This is a genomic window from Bradyrhizobium cytisi (genome assembly GCF_008123515.1).
Lineage (GTDB): Bacteria > Pseudomonadota > Alphaproteobacteria > Rhizobiales > Xanthobacteraceae > Bradyrhizobium > Bradyrhizobium cytisi.
In genome coordinates this window covers 142236-161107 of sequence record NZ_VSSR01000008.1, presented here as the reverse complement: position 1 = coordinate 161107, position 18872 = coordinate 142236, and the positions used below count along the sequence as shown (strand labels likewise).

Here is an 18872-nt window from a genome sequence, read left to right as displayed (position 1 = left end):
TGTCACTTAGATGCGGCCCGGTTCGCAAGCACCAACGTTCTACCAATGACTGATTGTCCGCGCGGCGTGGTCACCCGGGCCGGAAAGGGGATGCTGCCGTGACCCCGCCGGCCAGAGACCATGGCCCACAGCGCAGTCATTGCTTGGTGCCTCGCCACTCTTCGCCGACGCGACCCTGTTCGATCAGCTGCTCGACCTCGACGGGGACTAGATCGCGCGCCATGTCGATCACCAGCTTCATCGCCTCGTCGCGCAGCTCGGGGCAATGACCGGCGACCATAACCGCCAGCAGCTGGCCGAGCACCGCGCCGACGACCTCGGGAGCCTGATCGGCGAACAGCGGTTTCAGCGCTTCGACCAGCTCATCAGCCGTCGCTGTTGCGTCCCATGCCTGCTCGTCGCTCAATGCTCCCTCCATCCGCCGAAGGCATTGATGAGCGCCTTGGTGACGTGGCGGCGGCGCTCGTTTTTGACGCGGAAGTCCTCGCTGCTCTTCCAGTTGACCTCGGGCCGGTCGAGCCAGAGCACGCGGACCAAGCGATCCGACAGCGCGCACTCGGCTGCGGCGATCACTTCGAGGCCCCACAGCCGCTCCGCTGAAGGATTGCGCCAGTAGTTGATCGCGACCATGCCGCCGACCGCGCCGCCCCAGTGCGGCCTGATCGCCTGATAGATGGTGGTGTCGATCAGCAGCTCCAGCGACGGCACGGCGCAGACCGCATGGCCGTTGAATTTATCCGGCTCATCGCGTTGTCCAGGCGCACCGAGCCCGACAGACCATATCTCGTTTTCCTGCGGATCACCGGCGCGGATCAGAAGGCTGCAGGCCTTGACCGTTGCATCGCGGTAGCCGATCTCGACAAGGAAATCGCGCACAGCCAGCGACATGAAAAGGCATTTGTCGTGCGAGCTGCCGGGGGCTGTGCCCGAGCATTCGTCGTAGGCCTGATGAGCGCGGGCGCTGATCGTCGCCAAGGCCTTCCACATCTTCGCTGGCGGTGCGGCCATGATCGCCAGATCGCCGAGCGCATTCGCCTCATCCATCAGCTTCTCCGCTTGTGACCAGCTGAAGTCGCTTCCGCTTCTTCGCAGCGATGATATCGTCGGTGAAGGCCGTCAGGGCCTCGAGCGCCTCGTCACGACAGACGCCGCTTTCGACCAGATGGTGATAGCAGTCGAACAGCCAGAATGGTCCGGCGCCTCTCGCCTGGATTCGCTCGATGATCATGGCGCGCAGGCTCATTGCAGCACCTTCGGGAAGAGGTCTTCCCGCCACTTGCAATCGCTCGGAATGCGCTCGGCTGACACCTGCAGGCCGCGCCAGTGCGACGTTGAAGCGGGAGCCGCAGCCGACGCATTCGATGTTCTGTGACACCCCGCCGCAAGGGCCGGGGCGGAAAAGGAAGCCACCGCAATCGGGGCAGGTAAACGCTGCATCGTCGCGGGTCATTGTCTCGTTCCTCGCACCGGCAGCATGCCGATCATGCGGCCTTCGGATTGGACGTGCGCGCCTGCCGGAATGTGGGGCAGATCGTTGATGTCCTGCAGCGGGCCGAGATAGGGCTTGCCCTTGTTCGGCCTGATGATGTCGCGCGACATGATGATCTGGCCATAGTCGCGATCCTCGCCCTGCAGCTGCACCACCTCGACGCGATCAGGGTGCTGTGAGAGCCCCTTGCGGAACAGTTCCTCATGCTCCTCTGGTCTGATCATTCGATTCAGGGTCCACGCTTCGCCAATATAGACGTAGCGAACCACGTCGCGCAGATCGAAGAAGGTGCGGATCATGGCCGCTGCCAAGTCCTTGCCCAGTTCGACCGGATGCGCCTCGATCAGCGTCCGTCCATCTGAAGTGACCGCGTGCCACATCGGCGCGATCTCGCCTTTTGCCGCAAAATGCCGCTCGCAGAACGCGGAAGCACAGTCGAGCATCTTGCGCAGCTCGCGCTCGCTCATCACGGGACCTCCTCTCTGGCTGTGAACTTTACCAGCCTCACGCGCTTGCCCGAGGCCCGCGCAATCTCTGCCGCGAGCGGTCGCATGCTTTCCGCGACCCGCGCCTTCGATGTGACCAGCGGCGTCCAGAATGCGCCGAGCATCCCCGCGCAAATGCCTTCGCCTGTGGCATCCGTAGACAGATAGGCATACAGCTCGGTGATCACCGCCTCGTTGGGTGCATCGTGGATCAGCGGCTTCATCGGCGCTTGCTCCGCCTGTGGCCGTTGCTCTTCGGGGGCGCAGCCCGTTCTTTCTTCTCGGCCTGCTTCACCAGCCAGTCCGCGCCGATCTTGCGCTCGCGCTCGACATCGATCTCCTTTTTCCGCACGAACTCCTCCTGATAGCCGAGCGAAGTGATCACAGCTGCAATGGTCGCGTGCTGCGGCGAGCGCGTCGTTCCGTTGAACCAGTTGTCAAGCGTCGATGTCGAAACGCCGCTGATCTCGTGGACCGCCTTCAAATTTTTGATGAGGCCCTCGTCCCGAACGAGGGTGCGGACCTTATCGATCACCGGGTTCTTATCGATGTAATTATAGGTCCGATAGACTCTGACAAATCCCCTAGCCATTTGCGGATGCTCCCATCTCGATCTTCTGTCCCTTCGCGGTCAGCTCGTAACCCGCGCCATTCTTTTTGATCAGCCCGCGCTTCTTCGCGCGCTCCAGCACGCCGCTGATGCTCTTCGCCGACATGCCTTTCGAGCCCATGATCTCGCGCAGCTCCTTTGGCGGCTTGGTGCCGCCGTCCAGCGCCGAGCGCAGCAGGATATTGCCCGAGCCGGGAGCAGCGCGGTCTGCAGGGCCACGCTTGATCGCTGGGGCGGCAGCAGGAGGCGCTGGCAAGGCCTTCACATTGCCGAGCTGGGCGCGGGCCTTGTGGGTAAGCTGCCAGACCGCCCGCCCTTGGCCGGGCTCGGCAAGCTGCTGCTTGCGCAGCGAGGTCATCACGCCATAGGCGCGGGTCTTCTTTCCGCCGACCGCTGCGCTGATCTCGCTGATGTGCTTCGGCCCCTGCAGCAGCAGCTTGACGACGATCTCCTCGGAGCTGCCACGCTTGGACTGCGCCGCCTGCTGCAGCTGCTGCTTGCCTGCGCCTTGGCCGCCGAGCCCGAACTGCAGGTCAACGCTGATCACGCCAGGCGTCTCGTGCAGCTTGCGCAGCACCGTGCCGAGCGCGATCTCTTCGATATGAACGAGCACCGGAAATGGTTTAGGCATCGCTTTGATCTCCTTCGCGAAGGGGCACACAAGATCAGCGATGTGAGAGTTCGGGGCAGTGGCAAAGGCGGCTTGAGCCGCCGCTCAGCATTTCCTCGCCCTTGGTCGCACACACTTCTTGTCCAAGGGCTCTTCGTGATGGCCCCAGCGACCACGAAGAACCGGGAGTGTTAAAATAAATGAGATGATGGCGGTTGTATAGCGAAACCATCGCAACGTGCTACCATACGCTCCTTGGGCGGTGCACACTCGCCCGAGCATGAGTGATGACCTTGGCCTGCTTCGGAAAAGAACCGGAGCAGGCGTTTTTCAGACAAATGAAAAAGGCCCCGCCGAAGCAGGGCCGCGCACATCGGCATAGTCCGAAAGTACATGGCCAAAATGGCCAGTCAAAATCTAGTCACCTTGAATCCTTGAACTCGAAGCTCAGTGGTTTCTACGGCGCCACTGGCAAGTAAACTGCTCATGGCCCTGGCGGTTTTTGTAGAGCGGGAAGGGCATTGTAAAGGCCCCAAAGTCGAAGGCTTGCCGATAGCAGTTTTCGTACGCAGGGTCATCAGCTAAGCTGACTTCCTAGTGCCACAGTGGTCGGCCATCAATCGTGCTTCATGGGAAATCGATATGAGCCCCAGAGCATGGGATGGATACGTATACGTGTGTCCTCAGTTATCTGCGCAATCGACAGGATTGGCTCGTCGTTGTGTGAGTACAAATATCTGTTGCCGTTGCGCAGTTTAACGCCGACGGCGCCGACGCGATACAGCGTCCCGACCAATACCCTGAGTAAGTCGTAGTGGTCAGGCTTGCTAGATGCGCAGTAGTTTTTCGCCGCGACGTGCAGTGGGTCCTCTGAAAGAGAAGCATCCGAGTCAATCGCCAGAGCCAACTCGTCGAGCTCGTTTCCGTCGACGAACTCTGAAAGGCCGATAACAGGCTTTTGCTTTTTACCGATGAAGTCGAGAAGCCGCTCTATGGTAGGGAAGGCGCTTTGCCACTCCTGCTCTAGGGCGTCTCGCCGGATGCGAGAGAACTCTATTTCTGCTTTACGAATGGTCTGGCCGGTGACCTCGTACGTGCCCTCGGCAGTTTTGAGGCACTGATTTACGAAAGCGATTATGTCTCTCGGTCGCATGAGAGTACGCTCAATCATGTATTCGAAAGGATCGACGTTGCCCACGTTGTAGGGAAATACGTCGGCAAAATGGATGGCATTCTGCGTATATCGCTGCTTGAACAAGGTTTGGATGCGCGTATCGATTAGTTGTTTTAGTAGTGACTTATCCCACTTCAGACGGATGAAGTAATCGTCCAACTTCTCGCGCTGGAAGCTTATGTCCGCGGTCTCTTGAATAACCCGCTCTAAGACATCTGATCTGAGCGCAACAAGGATTTTCAGGTCAGTTATTCTGCGGAACGACTTCAGGGTTTCGATGAGCGCGCGGATAAGTTTGAAGCGAATTGATACGTCCACCCAGTTTTCATCTAGGCGGTCAATCATGATGTAGTACTTGGTTTCGTCGAAGTGCTTTTTATCCTCGCGTTCCAGCTCTGCTAAGATGTCGATCACGCCTGCTAACTCGGCGAGCTGATCGGCGTGAATAATTTTTCGTATCCTTGCGACGATTTCTGACTTTTTATCGGAGCTTAGACGCTTCTCGTATTGGCCGCCGAGCTTGAACTTCTCTACCTCTGCGCCAACCTCAGCCTTGACCTCGTTCTCGACCTTTTCAGTCAATTCTTTGATGTTCTGGTCCATAGTGATCCAAAACTTCCCCTCCCAATTCTTGAGATAGGTGACGGATCGCTTCTTTCGGTCATCCCGTGAAAACCGGTCAAAGATTGATCCGAAAACTGACTTGGAGGTTGTCTCACTCTGGACGTTGTATCGAAGGCGAATGAATTCGATACACAGGACGTGTTTCCACAAAACCTGGAACGTGAGATCGAGATCAGCCCCGATTGCCTGCAAGAACCGAAGCACGTCTGAGTTAGTGACGTAGCTCATTGCCATTTCGGTCGGATCGATGGTGACCGAGTTGGTCGTTTTGGCATCGATATACTTCAATATGGCTGTCTTGCCGGAGCCTGTCCGGCCTTCAACGACCATGCCCCTCGAAGCGACATTCAGGCAAAGATCGACGGGCGGATAGTGCACGAAGCACGGTAGGAGGAAATCGTCGTCCATCTCGGCAGCGTTCGTGCCGATCGACATGCCAGCCTGAAGGATAATCGGATTTGTACGTTTGCCGGCCTTCGCCATCCATCCCCACGAATCAGTCGCTTGTTGTGTTCGAGATTTGCAATAGGGACTGTTGGTTGCAAGGGACCGTTGCCGGGTTGTTCTTAGTTGTGCGCATAATACAGGCGTGACCCAACCATCTCGGCAGGGGCCGGGTAGACCAAAGACTAAAGCTTGATACGGTGGCAGTGCAGCAAGAGCTGTATTGGACTTATTGCGCCCGGGCAGACGGCTTGGCCGCTAGGGCGGCGCTGCCGCAAAAGCCAGCGACCGCGAAGTCCAGATGGAAGCCAGCGCGAACTCGATATCGCCATCCGGCACGTTGCTGCCGAGCGCTGCCGGATCGCTGTCGATGGCCGCGCCGATGGTCGGATTCGAGGAGATGACATGCGCGGCGACGATCTGCGGCTTCTCCTCGCCACGGATCACCAAGCCGGAATAGTCGAGCCGCTCGGCATGGTGCTCGGTGCCTGGGTCCTCGCTGGCGACATTCTGCGCCACCTTGAACATGATCATCATGACGCGACCGGAGAAGGTCGGATCGGACGCAGCGGCGATCTGATCGACTGAAGACATCAGGTTGCTCCCAGTATTTGGGCTGTCGTCATGGCGGGCTTGGCGCTGAGCGTCGGGTTGATCGCGACCGGCGCGGGATCGGGCACGCCGCCGTCCGCAAGCCACGCCTCGTACTCGATGCGGTCGGCGTTGCCGGGATCGTTCGGAATGAACGCGCCGTCCTCGGTGCGCTGTACGATGTCGGTCGCGGTGACCTGATAATCGGCCACGATCACAACCCCGCCTCAGCGGTCCAGTGGATGCCGCAAGTGTCGAAGATCGCCGACGAGCCGGGACTGGTGCCGTAGATTTGGAAGCAGTCAACGTCAGCCGAATTGAGTGCTGTCGCCGCCCAATCGCTGGCGCGCGAGACATTGCGCGCCAAGGCATTGCCGTTCTGAGGATTGAACAAGGTAATTGTCGGGATCGCGCGCTTCGACGCCTTGAAGAAGAAAGTAGGTTGAACCGACTGGGTGCCCGCTCCCCCCGCTTGGAGGAACAGCGAGTTTGAAGTGAACCCGGTGCCTTGCGCCGGGACCGTCAGATATTGGAAGCTCTTTTCATAGTAGCGCTGACACAGATGGAACTCATTTACGAACGAGCGCTGGCAGGCAGCAAGCGACTGCCAATCCTTCGGCCCGTCGCTACCCGGCAGCAGGGCGAACCCGGTCGCGGCGCAGAAGTTGCCAGACGCCGCGAAGAAGTTGGTGGTGGCGGGAGTGCCGAGGAAGTTGCCGTTAGCCCAAGCTCCGTCAGGCTGCTGGTAAGTCGTGCCGCAGACCGCGGTGATCCTGAAATCGATCGACGTGTTGAAGCCGGTAGCCCAATTGCCGCTCGGCGGTGGTGGAATGGTGACCTTGTAGAACGTCCAATTCGCAGCATTGGAATACGCGCAACTCTTGGAGTAGCTGCGGTCGTTGGCGCCGTTGCGCACGTTGAGAGAGAAGGTCCCGGCGACGTTGGAGTAGAAAAAGAAACACGCAGTCAGCGGCTGGGTCGCTCCCGCCGTGTTCCAGCCCAAGCGCTGGCAGCGATAGCCCTCGACCGGAACACTCAAACTGGCATTGTCGCCGGCACCGGGCGCCGACATCGGCGCACCAGCCGATGTCAACTGAATGCCGGCGGAGAAGCCGGGAGGACCGGCGCCGAGCTGCTGTGCGGACATGATGGCGGTATTGGCCGCATGGAAGTAGCCCGCGCGTATACTATCAACGATGTAGCGAGGAGTGCCGCTGACCAGTGTCACCGGAGTGGCGCCGAGACGCTGGCTGACCTCCCCAGAGCCGTTGACCTGAATGCCGCTGTAGCTCATCGCATCGCCCGGCGCGGCGCAGATGTTCTGCCGCGCCTGCAGCAACTGCGCGCCGGTCAGTGCCTGCACGGCGTCGAAGCGCACCGCCGACGCCGCCACATCGGAGGGATGGACGTGATCCTCCCGCGCATACTTGACCGAATTGCCGACCGCGCCGACGCCGTCGATCAGCGGGACCGCGGTCGCGGGATTGATCGTCGGGCCAGCCGGACCTTGCGGGCCCTGCGGTCCCTGCGGCCCTGCGACGCCCTGCGGCCCGACCAGCGACGTGCCTGCGGGCCATACGCCTGCGGCCTTCGGGCCGAAAATAAAGTGCGTCGTGGTGTTGATCCAGAAGTCGCCGTCCACGCCTTCGAAGATAGGATCGTTGGGCCCGTAGAGAACGGTGTTGCCATCCTCGCCGTTCGGCCCCACTGGGCCCTGAATGCCGGGGATGCCTTGCGGCCCAGGCGGGCCCTGCTCGAAGGTCTGGATCACCTCCACCTCGTTGTCGAGCACGACGATCACGTTGCTGTCGCTGCTCGCGAGGCTCACATTGTCCCTGTTGATGACCTCGACTTCACTCATCGCGTCGGCCCCGCATTGTTGATGAGCGTGCCGCTCCAGACCCGGACCTTGTAGCCATTGCGGTTGAAGATGTTCGATTGATCGAAGCTGCCGAGCCCGAGCCGCGCCAGCGTCAGCTGATCGATGCGCACGGTGAACTGGCCATTGACCGGATCGGTCAGCTTGATCTCCCCGGTGTCGCTGCCGAGCCGCAGCAGCGCCGTCTCATCCTCGGCCCGCCGCCGCAGCATCATTTCGAGCAACCCGCCAGAAAGGTCGATGGGCGCACCGTCGATGGTCTGCCAGATGAACGTGCGGTAGAAGTCCGCATCGTTCTCTGTGGTGATGTTGACGATCGCCATCTCTCAGCCGCCACGATAATGGTTTCGCCTGCCGTGCTTGATGTCGCGCGCAACGCCTGCGAAGGCGGCGTCGATCTCTTGCAGCGTGGTGACCGTCCCCGCATCAATGTCGGTGTGCAGCGTCGCATAGGTGTCGTTGAGCACCGTGCCGAAGGCGATCACGGCGTCGGACATTTCGATCAGCTTGGCAGCATCAGCCGGATAGAGATTGCCGTCAGAGCCGACGACCGTCGTGGTGTATTCCGGGTCCGCCTCGGCCGCCGTGCGAGCGTCCGCGATCTTGCGCTTTGTGATCGGGTCGGTGCCGATCGGGATTCCGGCTGCGACCATGCCGCTGTTCGCCGCCACGTCCTCGACCACGCCGCTGTAGCTCTTGAGCTGCGTCTGGGTGTACGCGCCTTCGCCGGGCTGCACGAAGGTGGTGCCGTCGAACACCCAAGGCGGCAGCACGGCCTTCATGTAGTACCACAGCTCTGCCTCGTCCGGCATCGTCATCGTGAGGTTGCTCTCGCTCCACGCGACGTAAGCCGGATCGTCCTTGGTCACGTAGATGTTGCGCGCGGAGGCATAGACCTTCGTGTTGTCGCCAACGAACCAGAACCAGTTGGTCGGATTGAACCTGTCCATCTCGATGATCTCCGTCAGGAATACTGACCGCCCGTGTTGACGACGCCGGCAGACGATCCGGGGAAATAGTTCACGCCTTGCGCATTGGTCCAGAGCAGCGCGTTCAAGCTGACGAGGAACTTCGGCCCGGTGACATTGCCCGCACCTGTGATCGACTGATACCAGCCGTAGAACATCCCGATCTCGGTCGCATAGATGAAGCCGTTGGTGAACGTCACCGGGTTCATGATCGAGATCGTCGGCGGCGGGAACGGCGTCGGCGTTGTGCTGTGCGCGATGACGCCGGCAAGCGCTGCCATGCAGTGCTGGAACGCTCCTCCGAAGATGCGGATCGGCCCAATCGTCGTGATGGAGCCCGACCCTTCGATGTGCGAGCTTCTGCAAACGCCGCAGTCGAGCGCCCCGATGACGACAGTGCCGTTCTTCTGGCAGAGAATGCCCGAGCCAGGATCGCCGCCCGAGATCAGCGGAGCCGAGACGCGGAAGCCATCGATGTAGTAGTTGCCGAACGGCGCAATATCGAACGTCGAGCCTGCGGCGGCGGTCTGCGTGCAGTTGCTCGGATTGGCGTGGTTGCCGAGGATGTTGACGACACCAGAGCCGTTGATCGCAGGGCAAACGACATTCTCTGTGTATCCGCCGTCCGCGACATGAACCGAGATGCTGAAGCCGTTGAGATTGTACTTGATCACCTCGTTCATCGACCGGCTGATGGTCCGGAACGGGCCATGCCCGCTGCCGATGGATGTTGGATTGCGGCCGTCGAGGGTGGAGTCGTTGCCGGTAGCTGCGTTGACGTAGAGATCGAGCGGGGCCTGCAACAGCACCAAGCCGCCGAGTGTGTAGGTCAGTGGCCACGCGATGCGGAAGGCGCTGCCGTCGTAGACGAAGGCGAAGATATTCCCCGTCTTCATCTCGTTGCCCTGCAGCGCCGAGCCGTCCGCGCGAATGATAGGCTTGTTGCCGAGACTGTTGACGTTGAGGACGGAGGCCCCGGTGTTGGCGTTGCCGATCTGGATGACGATGGTGAGATATTTGCTATAGGCAGTCGGAGCCGGGCTCAGCGCGCAGGCGTAGGCATTGGCGGTGCCGGTGTCGTCGGACGCGATCAGCATGCCACTCTGCACGCTGCGCCCAAGCTGGAACAGATCACCATTCGACGGCGCGCGGCCCGTGGCGGCGATCAGGTTGACGATCTCGCGCTGCGGATACTCAATCGAGGCCGCTGGCGGGATCGAGCCCATCGTGCCAGTCGAGGGGTTGCCGTTGATGTACGGCGCGTTCGGATCGCTGACGCCATAGGGCTGATTGTACTGCATTTGATTTCCCCGCTAGGGCGTCCCTTCCATCGGATCGCCTGGATGCAGATTCGTGTAGTCAAAGATGATTTGCGTGTGCGCTGGCTTCCATCGGTTCAGCAGGCACTCCAGATCGTCAGCGAGACCAATCTTCAAATGCGGATCGACGCCGCATTGCCCCTTGCTGCAGCGGAACCAGATCAGCGAGGCTTGATGGACATGCACCGTCCAAAAGAAGCGGTTGGTGTCGGGCCCGAGCCCGTAATAGGGCCACTCCGACAGCTCGCCTTCGGCGACCGGAGCATCGCCGAGGGCGTTCATCCATGGGTTGCCCCCCTCGTTGTACATGATCGGGTCGGGCGCACCGGCTGCGCCGTAGACGCGAGCATCGCCGACGCGGTCGATGCCGACGACAAAGGTCCGATATTCGGTGATCGTGATCGAGTAGCCGATCTGCGCGGCGACGGCGATGAAGAACTCGCGGCTTTGCGCGCCCTGCATCGTCATCCGCATCACCAGCGCGAGCTGGCGCTCGCCGATGGTCTGCGGGGCCTCATAGCAGGGATCGGGCAGGCCCCAGTTGCGTTCCCAATCCGGCAGCAACTCGACGGTCAGGCGCGGATCGCTTTCGATCTCCAAGAGATCGGCGGCGCGGCCATCGACAAAGCCCCAGTAGTCGCAGAGGCCGTCGGTCCCGCGCACCAGCACGCTGTCGGGTGCGTGCTTCGGCCAAGCCTGACCTTGCGGCAGCAACGAGAGGAAGCTGTCAGTGTAGTTGCTGCCGCTGCGCCGGATGTGGCGGTCGCTCACGGCAGCGTCTCGTAAAGGATGGTCTCCAGCACCGCCATGTGGCCGAGCGACGGCATCACGTAATCGTCGGTCGTGACCAGCTGGAAGGACTGCACGCTGGGCGCGTTCATGATCGCGTAAGAGACCCACGCCGCGAAGATGGTCTGACCAGGCGCCGCCATCATGAACAGCATGTCGCGCACGCTCTGCTCGATCTCGGCCTTCGCCTCATCGGTATCGGGCACGAGGTTCGCGATGGTGATGTCGATGAACTCCTTGATCGGCGCGAGCACATAGCAGTCCTTCACGGTGACTGGCCGCTTCAGATTGATGTAGTCGTGAACGATCTGGACATCCTCGGGCGTCGGCCAGCCGTCGTCATCGGCGCGCAGATCATCCATCAGGAAGCGCACCGTGATGGTGCCGGTGCCTTGCTCTGGCGCGGCCCATGCTCGGGTGACGCCGGGGACGGCCAGCGCCCATGCGACATAGTCAGCTTGCGCGCCGCCCATCGGCGGATTGCGGATGCGCTGCAGAATGCGCATGCGCAGCTGGTCGTCGGTCTCGGTGTCGGCCCCGCCTGCCATATGCACGACGTTGACCTGCGTCGAAACACCGGGGACCGGGTTCTGTCCCATCGAGAGCGACGTGCCATCGATGAGGTTTCCGAACGAGCCGGGATCGAGCGCGCGGATGCTGCCGGTGACGAGCGAGGCATCCGAAGTGGTGATGTCCTCCATAGTCTCGAAGGTGACCACCTGGTTCGCGGAATCGCTGCCGGTCGGCATCCCGACGCCGCTCTGCAGCTGCGTGCCCGCTGGCACCACGGAGCCGTCGATGGTGCCTTGGAAGCTGGCGGTGCCCGATGCAAGCGTGGCCATCTTGCGGCCCGTCGAGCCGTCGGAATTGACCAGCCAGATATTGCCGTGCCGATCCAGCCATTCGGTCTCGGCGGTGTCGGGCAGCAGCTGCAGCGAGAGCCAGTCGACATACTGCAGGGTGAGATGGCAGAGCGCGCCTTGATTGTCGCTGAGCACGCGCAGCACGCTGTTCGGCACATTGGCATCGGCTCCCGGCAGCGATGCGTTGACGGCATCGCGCACCAGCGAGCGGACGTCTCGCAGCGTCGGAGTTGACCAAGGCATGCTCTAGGGCCCCATTGCGTCCCATAGGATTTGATACTGCAGCTCGATGGGCTGCAGCGGCCCGCGAAAGATGCGCAGCAGTGCGTCGATGCGCTGCTTGTCCACGCGGGTGGCGATCACCTCGAAGCTGGTGCAGATTCTGCGATCAACGAACGGCTGCATCGCATCGCGGATATAATTTTCGACGGCGGTCAGCGTCGAGCCTTGCTGCGCTGATGCTGGCGCGATCTTGGAGCGCCGCAGCAGCCAGAGCTTCGAGCCGATGGGCCAGCCGTTCCAGATCAGCTCGGCGTCGAGATCACCCCACCAGCCGCAGCGGTCGCTGGAATCGGGATCGGGCAGCAGATCATTTTTCCCAGCGAGCGCATTGGTGCCGAGCGCCACGCAGACCGCAGTCGCCAGCGCCTGGGTATCGTCAAGCGTGCCGTTCGGCAGCAGGCTCCAGTCGAGCGTGACGGAGTATTTCGGGAAGATGTTGTTCTGCACCAGCCGAATGTCGGGGACATTGTAGCTCGGCATGGGCTCAGCCGATCTTGCCCTTGGTGTTGACGCAGGGCCCGCTCATCGTCGCCAAGAAGTCGAAGCTGCCCTTGCCAGCCTCCGCACCGAGATAGACGTTCTTGTCGGTGTTGACGTGGACATAGGTCGTATCGTCATCGAGCATCATGTGCGAGGTCTTGCCCGCGAGCCGGGTCTTGTCGGCGGTGACTTCGACGAAGCGCTTGGCCTTCTGGTTGTCCTTTTTCACCGATTCCTGACCGCGCTTCTGGCCGCCTTGCTGGCCGGATGATGAGCTGCTGCCGCCGCCGCTGCTGTCCCGCGTGCGAGCTCCAGCGCCGCCCGATCCCGAGCTGCCGCCGCTCTGCTGGCTGTCATTGCTCTCGCTGTCCTGATCGAGCATCGCCATGCGCAGCGTCTTGTCCTGCGGTGCGCTCCAGAAGCCGCCGTCCGTGGTGAGGTGAAATTGCTGCTTGTCGCCGCGCCCGCGAAACAGCGCGGTGTCGCCCTTGTCCAGCTTGTAAAGCCGGTGCCGGCGATCATCCATCGGGCCAGAGACCGGGAACGATCGGTTGCCGCCCATGAAGCCGATGAAGGTCTCGGCGCTGGCGGTGACCTTGCCGTCCTGTCCCTTCTCAGCATCGAATACCACCGAGGTAAAGCCGTAGTTCTGGGGGGCCTCGATCTCGGCCCGCGTCTCGTTGGCCATGAAGTTGCCGCCCATCTCCTGCATCAGCTTCTGGTCATCGACCTTATCGACGACACTGCGAGAGCCGCCTGCGGTATAGGCGCGGATTGAAGTATTGAGCGGCGTTGCGCGGTGCATGCTTGGCTCCTCTAGCCGGGATTGAACTCAAGGCTGGATCGCAAAAGGTTCGGGCTCACCAGATCGAGCGTGGTCAGCGAGCCGCCGTTGTTGTCCTGGGTGAACGTCACGTTCTGCGCGGTCAGATTGTTGTTAAGCATCGCCATCGGCGAGTAGACCGAGACATCATCGCCCGCATGCCAGAGGCTGGAGCCGTCGCGCAGCCAGCCCTGTACGACGATGGTCGCCTGTATTTTGGTGCCCTCGTGCCAGATGTTCTCGTTGGCGGCGCGGGCTTGCAGCTCGGCCTGGGTCTTGACCGGCTGCTCGCAAGGCGTGATCAGCTTGCAGAACACTGGAGAGGTGCCGCCGACGACGGCCTTCATCTCGCTGGCAGCGGTGCCCGAGTTGTCATCGCTGGCAGGAGCCTGCCCATCGACGCGCATCTCGGTATAGGTGTGCTCCTCGGTGATGATGCACTGGCAGCTCTTGATGTTCTGGCCTTCCACCAGCTGCGCCTTGATCCCACCGGCATGCTCGCCGATCAGGAGGAAATTGCCGTGGCTATCGGAGCCCAGCACGACGCCGCGCGGCCGCGCGATGCGCTCAAGGAAGTCCCAGATCAGTTCGCCCTTTTCGTTCTGCAGTTTTGCGAACGGCGTGAGATCGAGCTGCCCGATCACCTTGAGGCCGACGTTGTAGCCCTGCAGCACCTCCTGCGCGACCTGCTGAATATTCTTTTTGTCGAAGTTGCCGGTCTTGGTATCGACGCTGGAGCGCGCGGGCCAGGCGGTGAAGCTTTTGCCGATCAGCATGACGCCGTGCTGCTGCGCGTCATAGGCGACCTGCCGCGTCTCGACGTAGCCGGTGACCGCGAGCTGCCCCGCCAGCGTGACGGTGCATTGATCTCCCGGCTTGAACTGCAGCTTCTGGATCATCGGGAAGATGCCCGACATGCTGAAGATCGGGTCGCGCTCGGCGGCGGTGAAGCGAAACACCGTCGAGGAATCGGCCCAGCGCTCCTGCACCCAGACCGATTCCCAGTCGTCGAACTTCGCGCCGTTGACCTCCAGAACGGCGATCTCTTCCGGCTTCGGCATGCAGGATCACTGGCGCCCGTGCTGCTCGCCCTGCGGCAGCGTGTTATCGGCGTGATCGCCGCCGCCGCTGCCTTCTCCGCCGCCGCTGATCGGCTCTTGCTCGCCGACCGGCTGGATCGAGCCAGCGACGGCTTCGCCGGCCACGATCATGATGTCGCAGACGGTAAGCAGCTCGCGCACGCCTTCGCCGAGGTCAGCATCGGCCTTTGCGCTGACCTGCGTTCGCCCCAGCGCGACGGGGATCACCTTGCAGATGGTGCCGTCACTGGGATCGACCTCGATGGCGGCAATCTCGGCGTTCGCAGTGAACCACTCCACGCTATCGACCTTCGCGGGGTTGCCAGCGGAGTCGACGTAGGAGACCTGCATTTTGACGGTGTGGTCGATGGGCAAATTGTACATAACGTGGCTTCCTTCTGCGGTGATGGTGAACTCATCGAACGAGACGGTGAGCAACTGCTGGCCGCGAGCGATGGGCTCCTCGGCCACTTCCATGATCTTCAGGACGTTGCCGAAAACGATCTCGACGCGCTGGAGATCGACCATGGTCAGGCCGACAGGGCTTGGCCAAGCCTCGGGCAGAATGCCGGATGCACGACCTTGTTTTCCTCGCGCAGCTCATCGCAGCGAGAGGCATCGTCATAGAGCCGATACGCCATCACCAAGGATGGCAGCGGCTCGAAGAACTCGAAGCTGGTCATTCGCGGCAGCGGGCGCGCGGTCACGACCAGATGGTTTGTCACTGCGCCGTGCAGCGCGACCAGCATCTGGAACGTCATCTGATCCATGCCGTCGGCGGCGATCTCCTCGGCATCCTGAAACGGCTGCAGCAGCTCGGCTTTGATCTCGGCGACATCCTGCCTGCTGACGAATGTCATGCTGCCGATCACGCGGCATTGCGTGGCGAGGCAGAGCCGGATACCAGCGTCCCTGACCAGCGTGCCGCCAAGCCCGACCGGCTGCTCCAGCTCGATCTGCTCGCGCACGTAATTGAGATTCTGGAAGGTCGAGCCCGCCTGCCGCGCCAGATCGAAACATTCGTCCAGCGGCGGCCCGAGCGCATCGTCGATGCAGAGCTTGTAAGCGTTGGCGCGGGTATCGCCGATGGCCGTGCGCGCATCCGAGCCGGGGCGGCCCTTGGCTGGCACGGTGCCGAGCAGCGCCTGCAGCATCCGATCCACGATCGGCGCGGCCTCATTTGCTTCAGCTCGCTTCATGCGTTGATCACTCCGCTCGGGGCTGGCAGCGGCTGCTCTGACAGGACGCGCACGACCTGACCGCGCAGCGCCTTGCTCGCCTGGGCGAGCACGGCTGCGGTCGCGATGCCGGGGACTTGCTGCGGATCGAGGCCAAACTCCTGAAAGGTCATGTCGAACGTGCAGTAGCCGCCGAAGCGCTCTTCCTCGCTCATCCGGTAGCGCGGGCAGACCACCTGCTGCGATGGCTGCGTCGGCAGCTGCAGCGTGCCGGGGCCCTCGGCTTCAAGCTGCAGGATCAGCTCGTCGCGGGCGCGGCGATAGTCGCGGCTGTAAAGCGTGTTCTCGCTGTCATAGGGAAAGACGATGCAATAGCCGCGCACCGAGAACTCGCGCGCCGCGCGGCCCATGTCCTCGGCATAGGGCAGTTCTTTTTTTGGAAACTGATGCTCGACGATGCGACGGCCGCTCTCGCGACTGTTGGCTTCGCAATGGAAGCGCGCCCCGTTGAACGAGGCAGGCATCAGCGCCCTGCGCCAGACTGCAGGCAGATCGAAAATATTGGTCATTGCAGCAGGGCCTCCGTCGCATAGCTGCCCTTTGGTCCGCGGGGCGCTTCAGACATCTGCGTCTGGCGATTGATCTCGACTCGCTTGAAAAGGCCGCCGCCCTTGGCGCCGACATTTGTGCCCTTCGGCGCGTTGACATCGACGCTGATCTTGCCGTCGCCTGTCACCTTGTGCTCGGCGACCTGAGTGCCGTCGATCTGCCGTCGATCTGCAGCGGCGATGGCTGCTTGCTGCCGCAGCCGCCACTGCCTGTTGCCTTCGTGCCCAGCGCCGCCGCCCCAATCGTTGTAGGTTTCGCCATCGCGGACGAGCTTACCGCCTTGCCACGCGACATTCGGATCGGAGCCGCTGCCCTGATCGGTCGCTCCCTTGAGGAGGTTGCTGGTTGATGCGGCGTCGATTGCGCCCATCATCTTCTTCATGCGCGCGGGGTCTCGCTCCAGCTGTGCGAGCCGCGACGGAATTTGCTTCGACGGTCCATAGAAACCGCCGTACATCATCTGGCGCAGCGAGAGCGGCGGCTTGCCTTCCTTCGCTCGCTTCTCGTTGATCGCTGTGGTTCGATTGTACAGGCTTTCGACAACTGCGGTTGCATCGCCCTCGTGCTCAAGGGTGCCGAGCGCCGCCAGTTCCTTCTTCAGCTGCGGATCGTTTTCGAGCTGCGCTGTCAGCGGCGCGCGTTGCTGGCGCAGAAACTCGCCGCCGCCGCCACCAGGGATGGCTTGCCCGCCTGCCACGTCGCCGTTGGTCGTGGTGCCGCCGCGAAAGAACTGATAGCGGCCGGTCTGCTGCGTCGATTCCCAGCGGCCTTGATTGCCGCCGAGGCCAGTGAACGAGCCCTTGCCGACGCTCTCGACAAAGGTGACGTGACTGCCGGTCGATCCTGTCCGCGCGCCGCGCCTGACAGCAACATCTCCCGGCTGCGGGTCTTGAACCTCGGTGCCCCAGTTGCGCCAGTTGGATGCGATGGCGGGATTTTGCGGCGGCGTGCCGCCCACTGACTTGACCACCGAGGCCGCGAACTCGCCGCACCAGTTGCCCGCCTTCGGATAGCCGTTCTCCGCCATGAAGCGCTCGACGGCACCGGGGCCGCCTTGCAGCGCGACCTTCTGCGCCGTCGCGAGAATGTCCGAAGGCACGGCCGGATCGCCGGGATGCCCCGGTGACCCGGTCGCCCCGCCCGTTGAGCTGCCGTAAGGTTTGCCGCCGCCGCCCGAGCCGCCACCGCCGCCGCTATACCCTGTTTCCAGATTTGTATAGCCGCCGCCGCCGAATGCTCTGCCCACGCTGGCACCGCCGCCGCCAGCGAAGCCGCCACCATCGGGATGATAGGCTGCAGCGACGATGCCGCCGCCGCCCATCGCCCCGCCGCCGAAGCTGGTGGGATGCACGCCGCCGCCGAGCCCGCGCAGCAGATTGGTGAGGTCCTTGGTGGCGTCGGTGTTCTTCTCCAGCTCCTGCGGGACGCGATCCCTCCAGCGATTCTCGAATGACTGGTCGGGGCCAGCGCCGCCCAGACCGAACTTGCCGAACTTCTCCTGGATGTTTTCCTTGGCGGTGTCGGGCCGCAGCAGCTTCTTGTCCTGAATCGCGTCCAGCTTGGTGGTCATGCTGTCGAGCATGCCCTCGGCCATCTTCAGCGCCGTCGTCAGATACGGCACGAACGGCTGCTGCATCTTCTCGACCAGCGTCGAATATTTGTTGGTGACCTGACCCCATGCGTTCGCCAGATCGACGGCTTCCTTTTGCCGTTGATTGGCGCGGGCTTGCTCGGCTGCGCTCAGCTCCTTCAGCTTGCCAGCGTGCGCCAGCGCGGCGTCATAGCCCTGTATCTGCCAGAAGCGGTTGCGCCTGTTGGCGGCTTCCATCTCGCTTGCGCCCGCCTTGATGGCGTTCTGATAGACCTGCTCGCCGCCTTCGCGGATCGTGTTGAGCAGTTGCGCTTCGCTCTTCGCAGTGCGCAGCCGCTGGATATATGCCTCCATGTTCTGCTCCGACTGCCGGTCGGGGCCAGCGTTCTTGCGCAGCTCCTGCGCGACTTGGCTGCCTTGGCGCTGCAGGTCGGCCATCTTCTCGGAGACGCTGGCGAGGCTGGCCGCTGCCCTGCCGCCATCAACGCCGAAGGCCTTCAGCTGCTCCAGCACGTCCTTGTATTGGCTGGGGTTGACGCCGATGGTCTTGGCCGCTGCGTTCAGCTCCCTGATCTTGTCGGCATACTCGATCAGCGCCTTGCTCTGCCGCATGATCTCGAAGCCGAACAGCGCCAGACCGGCTGCGCCTGCAGCGAAGCCCGTGCGGAGCATGCCGAGATTTTTGAAAGCTCCCTCGACTTCGCCGCCCATCTGCTTGACCTTGCCGGTCAGCTCAGCGGTGTCGCGCTTGAACTTTTCGATGTGCTGCTGGCCTGCGCCGCTGCCGAGCTGCTTGATCTCCTCATTCAGTTTCGCCAGCCCAGCCGAAGCGTTGTCGGCCAGATTGACCGTTAAGCGCAGTTCTTCCTGTTCAGTTGCCATCAGTCGTCATCGGTTGCTGCGGCCTGCTGCTCGCGATCCAGCTGCGCCGTGCGCCTCAAGTGCAGCGCGACCTCACCGAGGGGCATCGACAAGAACTCTTCGG

The 18872-nt window shown here is 62.2% G+C and carries 23 protein-coding genes; all 23 read right to left on the bottom strand.

The genetic code is table 11. The annotated features are described in order from the left end of the window. Nucleotides 1-136: 136 nt before the first annotated feature. The 23 genes from FXB38_RS04930 to FXB38_RS04815 all read right to left on the bottom strand — a co-directional run bounded on the left by FXB38_RS04930 (nucleotide 137) and on the right by FXB38_RS04815 (nucleotide 18769). Nucleotides 137-406 (bottom strand): hypothetical protein, encoded by a 270-nt coding sequence (locus FXB38_RS04930; protein ID WP_148749641.1) that lies wholly within the window; start codon nucleotides 404-406, stop codon nucleotides 137-139. Continuing rightward, complete coding sequence (locus tag FXB38_RS04925; protein ID WP_148749640.1) at nucleotides 403-1044, bottom strand: hypothetical protein; 642 nt, start codon at nucleotides 1042-1044, stop codon at nucleotides 403-405. Before FXB38_RS04925 ends, FXB38_RS04930 begins: the two co-directional genes overlap by 4 nt. Continuing rightward, nucleotides 1037-1450, bottom strand: coding sequence for a hypothetical protein (locus FXB38_RS04920; protein WP_148749639.1), 414 nt, complete (start codon nucleotides 1448-1450; stop codon nucleotides 1037-1039). The genes FXB38_RS04925 and FXB38_RS04920 overlap by 8 nt, the downstream gene beginning before the upstream one ends. Next, nucleotides 1447-1956 (bottom strand): hypothetical protein, encoded by a 510-nt coding sequence (locus FXB38_RS04915; RefSeq protein WP_148749638.1) that lies wholly within the window; start codon nucleotides 1954-1956, stop codon nucleotides 1447-1449. The genes FXB38_RS04920 and FXB38_RS04915 overlap by 4 nt, the downstream gene beginning before the upstream one ends. Then, on the bottom strand, nucleotides 1956-2198 hold the full coding sequence (locus tag FXB38_RS04910; RefSeq protein WP_148749637.1) for a hypothetical protein: 243 nt from the start codon (nucleotides 2196-2198) through the stop codon (nucleotides 1956-1958). Before FXB38_RS04910 ends, FXB38_RS04915 begins: the two co-directional genes overlap by 1 nt. Then, nucleotides 2195-2566 (bottom strand): hypothetical protein, encoded by a 372-nt coding sequence (locus FXB38_RS04905; protein WP_148749636.1) that lies wholly within the window; start codon nucleotides 2564-2566, stop codon nucleotides 2195-2197. Before FXB38_RS04905 ends, FXB38_RS04910 begins: the two co-directional genes overlap by 4 nt. Then, nucleotides 2559-3215, bottom strand: a complete 657-nt coding sequence (locus FXB38_RS04900) for a helix-turn-helix domain-containing protein (RefSeq protein WP_148749635.1) — start codon at nucleotides 3213-3215, stop codon at nucleotides 2559-2561. Before FXB38_RS04900 ends, FXB38_RS04905 begins: the two co-directional genes overlap by 8 nt. 595 nt (nucleotides 3216-3810) lie before the next feature. Beyond that, a complete protein-coding gene (locus FXB38_RS04895; RefSeq protein ID WP_210250863.1) occupies nucleotides 3811-5475 on the bottom strand; it encodes a P-loop ATPase, Sll1717 family in 1665 nt (554 codons plus the stop codon). Nucleotides 5476-5694: 219 nt separating this feature from the next. Then, nucleotides 5695-6030 (bottom strand): hypothetical protein, encoded by a 336-nt coding sequence (locus tag FXB38_RS04890; protein ID WP_148749634.1) that lies wholly within the window; start codon nucleotides 6028-6030, stop codon nucleotides 5695-5697. Next, nucleotides 6030-6239, bottom strand: a complete 210-nt coding sequence (locus FXB38_RS42570) for a hypothetical protein (RefSeq protein WP_187434666.1) — start codon at nucleotides 6237-6239, stop codon at nucleotides 6030-6032. Before FXB38_RS42570 ends, FXB38_RS04890 begins: the two co-directional genes overlap by 1 nt. A 2-nt stretch (nucleotides 6240-6241) precedes the next feature. Then, the gene (locus tag FXB38_RS04880; RefSeq protein ID WP_187434665.1) at nucleotides 6242-7828 is read right to left on the bottom strand and encodes a hypothetical protein; all 1587 of its coding nucleotides are present in this window, start codon (nucleotides 7826-7828) and stop codon (nucleotides 6242-6244) included. 56 nt (nucleotides 7829-7884) lie between these two features. After that, nucleotides 7885-8229: a hypothetical protein gene (locus FXB38_RS04870; protein ID WP_148749631.1), complete on the bottom strand. Its 345-nt coding sequence runs from the start codon at nucleotides 8227-8229 to the stop codon at nucleotides 7885-7887. Between the two features lie 3 nt (nucleotides 8230-8232). Beyond that, the gene (locus tag FXB38_RS04865; RefSeq protein ID WP_148749630.1) at nucleotides 8233-8856 is read right to left on the bottom strand and encodes a DUF4376 domain-containing protein; all 624 of its coding nucleotides are present in this window, start codon (nucleotides 8854-8856) and stop codon (nucleotides 8233-8235) included. Between the two features lie 14 nt (nucleotides 8857-8870). Continuing rightward, a complete protein-coding gene (locus FXB38_RS04860) occupies nucleotides 8871-10175 on the bottom strand; it encodes a hypothetical protein (protein WP_148749629.1) in 1305 nt (434 codons plus the stop codon). Between the two features lie 12 nt (nucleotides 10176-10187). Further along, entirely contained in the window at nucleotides 10188-10964 is a 777-nt protein-coding gene (locus FXB38_RS04855; protein ID WP_187434664.1) for a YmfQ family protein, read from the bottom strand. After that, nucleotides 10961-12088: a baseplate J/gp47 family protein gene (locus tag FXB38_RS04850; RefSeq protein ID WP_148749627.1), complete on the bottom strand. Its 1128-nt coding sequence runs from the start codon at nucleotides 12086-12088 to the stop codon at nucleotides 10961-10963. The genes FXB38_RS04855 and FXB38_RS04850 overlap by 4 nt, the downstream gene beginning before the upstream one ends. A 3-nt stretch (nucleotides 12089-12091) precedes the next feature. Beyond that, complete coding sequence (locus tag FXB38_RS04845) at nucleotides 12092-12607, bottom strand: phage GP46 family protein (protein ID WP_148749626.1); 516 nt, start codon at nucleotides 12605-12607, stop codon at nucleotides 12092-12094. Nucleotides 12608-12611: 4 nt separating this feature from the next. Continuing rightward, the gene (locus FXB38_RS04840) at nucleotides 12612-13412 is read right to left on the bottom strand and encodes a phage baseplate assembly protein domain-containing protein (protein ID WP_148749625.1); all 801 of its coding nucleotides are present in this window, start codon (nucleotides 13410-13412) and stop codon (nucleotides 12612-12614) included. 11 nt (nucleotides 13413-13423) lie between these two features. Beyond that, nucleotides 13424-14491 carry a phage baseplate assembly protein gene (locus FXB38_RS04835; protein ID WP_148749624.1) on the bottom strand — a complete coding sequence of 356 codons (1068 nt, stop codon included), beginning with the start codon at nucleotides 14489-14491 and terminating at the stop codon, nucleotides 13424-13426. A gap of 6 nt (nucleotides 14492-14497) precedes the next feature. Continuing rightward, nucleotides 14498-15037 carry a hypothetical protein gene (locus FXB38_RS04830; protein WP_148749623.1) on the bottom strand — a complete coding sequence of 180 codons (540 nt, stop codon included), beginning with the start codon at nucleotides 15035-15037 and terminating at the stop codon, nucleotides 14498-14500. A gap of 2 nt (nucleotides 15038-15039) precedes the next feature. Beyond that, nucleotides 15040-15708 carry a hypothetical protein gene (locus FXB38_RS04825; protein WP_148749622.1) on the bottom strand — a complete coding sequence of 223 codons (669 nt, stop codon included), beginning with the start codon at nucleotides 15706-15708 and terminating at the stop codon, nucleotides 15040-15042. Further along, nucleotides 15705-16256, bottom strand: a complete 552-nt coding sequence (locus FXB38_RS04820; protein WP_148749621.1) for a DNA circularization N-terminal domain-containing protein — start codon at nucleotides 16254-16256, stop codon at nucleotides 15705-15707. Before FXB38_RS04820 ends, FXB38_RS04825 begins: the two co-directional genes overlap by 4 nt. Beyond that, the gene (locus FXB38_RS04815) at nucleotides 16253-18769 is read right to left on the bottom strand and encodes a CHAP domain-containing protein (protein ID WP_148749620.1); all 2517 of its coding nucleotides are present in this window, start codon (nucleotides 18767-18769) and stop codon (nucleotides 16253-16255) included. Before FXB38_RS04815 ends, FXB38_RS04820 begins: the two co-directional genes overlap by 4 nt. Between the last annotated feature and the right edge of the window lie 103 nt (nucleotides 18770-18872).